This is a genomic window from Streptomyces sp. BF23-19 (genome assembly GCF_041106355.1).
Lineage (GTDB): Bacteria > Actinomycetota > Actinomycetes > Streptomycetales > Streptomycetaceae > Streptomyces > Streptomyces virginiae_A.
On sequence record NZ_JBGBPT010000085.1, the window covers coordinates 34,952 to 39,544 of the forward strand.

The following is a 4,593-nucleotide window of genomic DNA, read 5'->3' on the forward strand; positions in this document are numbered from 1 at the left end:
GCCACCGTCGTCGCCGGTGGCGACAGCGGCGGCATGTCGCGCCGCAGGCTGCTGGCCGTCGGTGCTGGAGTGGCCGGCTCGGTGGCGGTCGCGGCGGGAGGCGGGCTGTGGGCCTGGCTCGGCGGTCGCGGCGAGGAGGAGGCGGCGGAGCCCGGCCCGCTCGCCTTGAAGCCGCCGCCCGACGCGCTGTGGCAGGTCGACATGGCACGGCCCCCGGTGGGCGGGGTGCCGGTGCGGGTGGGTGGCACGCTGGTCATGGCCGCCGGGGTCGCGACCACCAGCGTCTCCCCGAAGAACGGCACGCACCTGACGGACTTCCAGGGGTACGAGGACGCCTGGCGCACGGCCACCGACGGCACGGTGCTGTACGCGCTCCGGAAGCCGGACGCCGCGGACAAGGCCCTCTCGGTGGTGCCGCTGTCCCTGGAGACGGGCCGTGAGCAGGCGCCGCTCGTGCGGCTGCCCGCCTTCGACGGTACGCAGGTGCTCGACCAGATCCTAGGCGTGGCCGGGGACAGCGTGTTCCTCTGCACCAAGGCGGCCGCGAACGAGCAGTGGTTCGTGGTGGCCGCCCACCTGAGGACCGGCAAGGAGCTGTGGCGGCAGCCGACGACGAGCCCCTCCGCGCACTCGACCGAGCGGCGGCGCCCACTCCTGGTCCGGGTCAAGGCGGTGCCGGGCGGGGTGCTGTTGTGGCAGCGGGCGGAGCAGGGGGACGCCCTGCGGGTGTCCCTGCACGATGCCACCGGCGGCGCCGAGCGCTGGGCCGTGTCGCTGTCGTCGCCGGGCGCGACTCCGCACGAGCTGGTCACGGACCACGAGCATGTCTATGTCGGCGCGGAGCAGCTGCAGGCGCTGCGGCTCGCCGACGGGACGGTGGCGTGGTCGTTCGGGAGCGAGCGCGACGTCGGCAAGGTGGTCGCCCAACGCCGGTACGGCCTGCCGACGCTCCGGGACGGGGTCGTGTACGCCGTGGAAGGCACCCGGGGCATCGTCGCCGTCGGCGCCGACATCGGCGTGCTGCGCTGGGAGGAGATCGCCCCGGACGGGATGGATCCGAATCGTGAGATCGCCCCGGTGGTGACCGCGACCCACGTCTACAGCATGGACGCGGCCGGCCTGCGGGCCGTCGACTCCCGCTCCCACCACGCGGTCTGGCGCTACGAGACGGATGCCTACCTGCTGGCTCCGGACGCGGACGGCGAGCAGCTCTACGCCCGTGAGGAGCGTGTGCTGATCGCCGTGCCGACGCGGTAAGGCCCCACGAGCGCGGGACAGCCCGTACACCGGCGGCTCGGGGCCGTCGGTGTACGGGCTGTCCGCTCGGTGGGTCATCAGCCCGGGATGTGGGCCTCGTGCTCCCGGCTCCGCTGGGTGGGCAGGACCGGGGCGACGGGCGTCCGGCTGAGCTTCTCGCCCTCGACGTCCATGTTCGGCAGGAGCCGGTCGAGCCAACGGGGCAGCCACCAGGCCGACCGGCCGAGCAGGGCGAACAGGGCGGGCACCAGGGCCATGCGGACGACGAAGGCATCGAAGAGGACGGCGATCGCGAGGCTGAAGCCGACCATCTTGACGAAGACGTTCACCTCCATGATGAAGCCGGAGAAGACGCTGACCATGATGATCGCGGCGGCGCCGACCACCCGGCCGCCGTAGCGGAAGCCGGTGATCACCGCTTCGTCGGGCTGCGCCCCGTGCACGTAGGCCTCCCGCATCCGGGTCACGAGGAAGACCTCGTAGTCCATCGCGAGACCGAACACCACGCCGATCATGAAGATCGGCAGCGTGCTCATGATCGGGCCCGGCTGGTCGATGCCGAAGAGGTCCGAGAGCCAGCCCCACTGGAAGACGGCCACGACCGCGCCGAGGGCCGCGCTGACGGAGAGCAGGAAGCCCAGGGCCGCCTTGAGCGGGACGAGCAGCGAGCGGAAGACGAGCACCAGCAGCACGAAGGCGAGTCCGACGACCAGGCCCAGGTACGGCAACATCGCGTCGTCGAGGGTCCGGGAGAAGTCGATGAACAGGGCGGTCTGGCCGGTCACCAGGATCTCGGCGCCGTTGTCGGCCCCGAGGCCGCCCGCGATGCCCCGGATCTTCCCGACCAGTTCCTCGGTCTCGGGCTCGGCGGGGCCGGTCTTCGGGACGAGGGTGAGGACCGCGGTGTCGCCCTTGTCGTTGGGCGTGGCGGGGGTCACCGCCGCGACCCCCTCGACCTTGCCGAGCTCCTTGCCCACGGTGGCGGCCGCCGTCGCCGCGTCCTCGGCCTGGACGGTGACCATCAGCGGCCCGTTGAACCCGGCCCCGAAGGACTCGGACAGCATGTCGTACGCCTTGCGCTGCGTCGTGTCCGGAGCCATGGTGCCCTCGCCGGGCAGGCCGAGCTGCAGGCCGGCCGCGGGCACGGCGACGACGCCGAGACCCACGACGCCGAGGAGCAGGACGGCCAGCGGGCGGCGGACGACGAAGGTCGCCCAGCGGGTGCCCAGGTTCGGCTTCCGGCGCGCGGCCCGCTTGTCGGCCTTGCGCTGCTGACGCTCCGTGAGCGGCTTGCCGTAGAACCGCTTGCGTTCCCTGCGGGGCATGACCTTGATCGGTGCGAAACCGAGCAGGGCCGGGACGAGGGTGATCGCTATGAGGACGGAGACGGCGACCGTACCGGCTGCGGCGAGGCCCATCTTGGTGAGCATCGGAATGTTCACCACGCTGAGGCCCGCGAGGGCGACGATGACGGTGAGTCCGGCGAAGACGACGGCGGAGCCGGCCGTACCGACGGCCCGTCCCGCGGCGTCCTGGCGCTCCCGGCCCTCGGCCAGTTCGGAGCGGTAGCGGGAGACGATGAACAGGGCGTAGTCGATGCCGACCGCGAGGCCGATCATCAGCGCGAGGGTGGAGGTCGTGCTGGACAGTCCGAGGGTGCTGCCGAGTGCGGTGATGGCCGCGCCGCCGATGGCGACGCCCATGATGGCCGTCAGCAGGGGCATGCCGGCGGCGATCATCGAGCCGAAGGTGAGGACCAGGACGATGGCGGAGACGAGGATGCCGATGCCTTCGGCACCGCCGCCGGGCGCTCCGCCCACCTGGACGGCGTCACCGCCTGCCTCGACCACCAGCCCGGTGGTCCGGGCGTCCGCGAGCGCCTGGTCCAGGCCCTTGTGCGCCTCGTCGCTCACCTTGAGCGCGGAGACCTTGTACGTGGCCACGGCGTACGCCGTGGTGCCGTCCTGGCTGAGGGCGCCGGTCTTGAAGGGGTCGGAGGCCGACACGACGTCCGGTGCCTCGGCCAGCGCGCCGACGAGGTTCTCGACCTTGGTCTTCTCGGCGGGTTCGGAGAGCTTCGCGCCGGCGGGGGCCCGGACCACGACGCGGGCGGTCGCGCCGTCCACGCTCATGGCCGGGAACTTCTCCTTCAGCAGGTCGAAAGCCTTCTGCGACTCCGTACCCGGCATCGAGAACGTGTCGGTGGGCGGCGGCGGGGCGGTGGAGGCGGCGAAGCCGACCCCGACGAGGACGGCGAGCCACAGCAGTGACACCAGGCCTCGTCGCCGGAAGGCGAGACGGCCCACTTTGTAAAGGAAGGTGGCCATGGGACAGAACTCCTGTGTGAATCGGTACGGAACGAGGAGGTGACGCCGCGAGCTGCGCCGCCGAGGTGCGTGACGCCAACATGGCACACATATGGCACCATCGTCGCGCCATATCTGAGCCATCGCGTCGAGGTGGCCGAAAAATGACGTCCCGTCGATGGCGTCGAAGCCACTTGGGTACGGCTCAGGGCAGTCGACGAGCCAGGACGCCCACCACCGACAAGGTCTCGGGAAGCATCCCTGGACACAGGGCACTTGGCGGAATCACGGCAGTTTTCATCCCTGACCGCACCCCGCACACGATCCCGCCACCCCCATCGACATCACTGCGGGGCGCATGACACCACGATGGCGCCAAGATGGCCGGACGGAGGCCCCGCTCGGCTTCGCCCGCGGCGAGGGAGGACCGGAAGCCCATTCCCGCGAACTCGATGCGGAACGGCAGGAGATCAGGGCAGTGTGTACCGCTGCCCCGTCAACAGGACGGCGGGGAAGGAACATCGACGGCCGGGAATCGAATCGTGAACGGCTCGAAGTCCGAAGTGGAGTGGATACATGAGCAGCAACCCGTTCAACGACGGCGACGGCCGGTTCTACGTCGTGGTGAACGACGAGGAACAGCACTCGCTGTGGCCGTCGTTCACGGAGATTCCCGCGGGTTGGCGCGTCGTGTTCGGTGAGGAAAGTCGCGAGCGGTGCCTGGAACACGTCGAGGCGAACTGGACCGACCTGCGGCCGAAGAGCCTGCGCGACGCGTCGGCCGCGGACCCGGTTTCCGTCGGTTCCGCGTGAGGCGACCGCGGCACGGCCGAAGAAGGTCGAGGAGTGGGGCCGGATGTCCGGCCGCTACCCCGCGCCGAGCGGCTCCTCCCGCCGGGCCGGCTCCGCCAGGGCCTGCGTGGCCGCGCTGATGCCGCAGGCTCGCGGCCCCCGCCAAAGGTATGCCGAAGCGTCCCCGGCCCCGCCGTGGTGAACCGCCGATGTCGCCGCTGTCCCGTCGACGGGACAG

The 4,593-nt window shown here is 71.3% G+C and carries 3 protein-coding genes; 2 read left to right on the forward strand and 1 reads right to left on the reverse strand.

Going from position 1 to position 4,593, the window contains the following annotated elements:
- On the forward strand, positions 1–1,257 hold a 1,257-nt coding region (locus tag AB8A24_RS34885; protein WP_369478484.1), incomplete at its 5' end, for a PQQ-binding-like beta-propeller repeat protein.
- Between the two features lie 77 nt (positions 1,258–1,334).
- Here the strand turns inward: AB8A24_RS34885 and AB8A24_RS34890 are convergent.
- Positions 1,335–3,584 carry an MMPL family transporter gene (locus tag AB8A24_RS34890; protein WP_369478485.1) on the reverse strand — a complete coding sequence of 750 codons (2,250 nt, stop codon included), beginning with the start codon at positions 3,582–3,584 and terminating at the stop codon, positions 1,335–1,337.
- 555 nt (positions 3,585–4,139) lie between these two features.
- Between AB8A24_RS34890 and AB8A24_RS34895 the strand changes: the two genes are divergently transcribed.
- Positions 4,140–4,376 carry an MbtH family protein gene (locus AB8A24_RS34895; RefSeq protein WP_328961240.1) on the forward strand — a complete coding sequence of 79 codons (237 nt, stop codon included), beginning with the start codon at positions 4,140–4,142 and terminating at the stop codon, positions 4,374–4,376.
- The last annotated feature ends 217 nt before the right edge of the window (positions 4,377–4,593 follow it).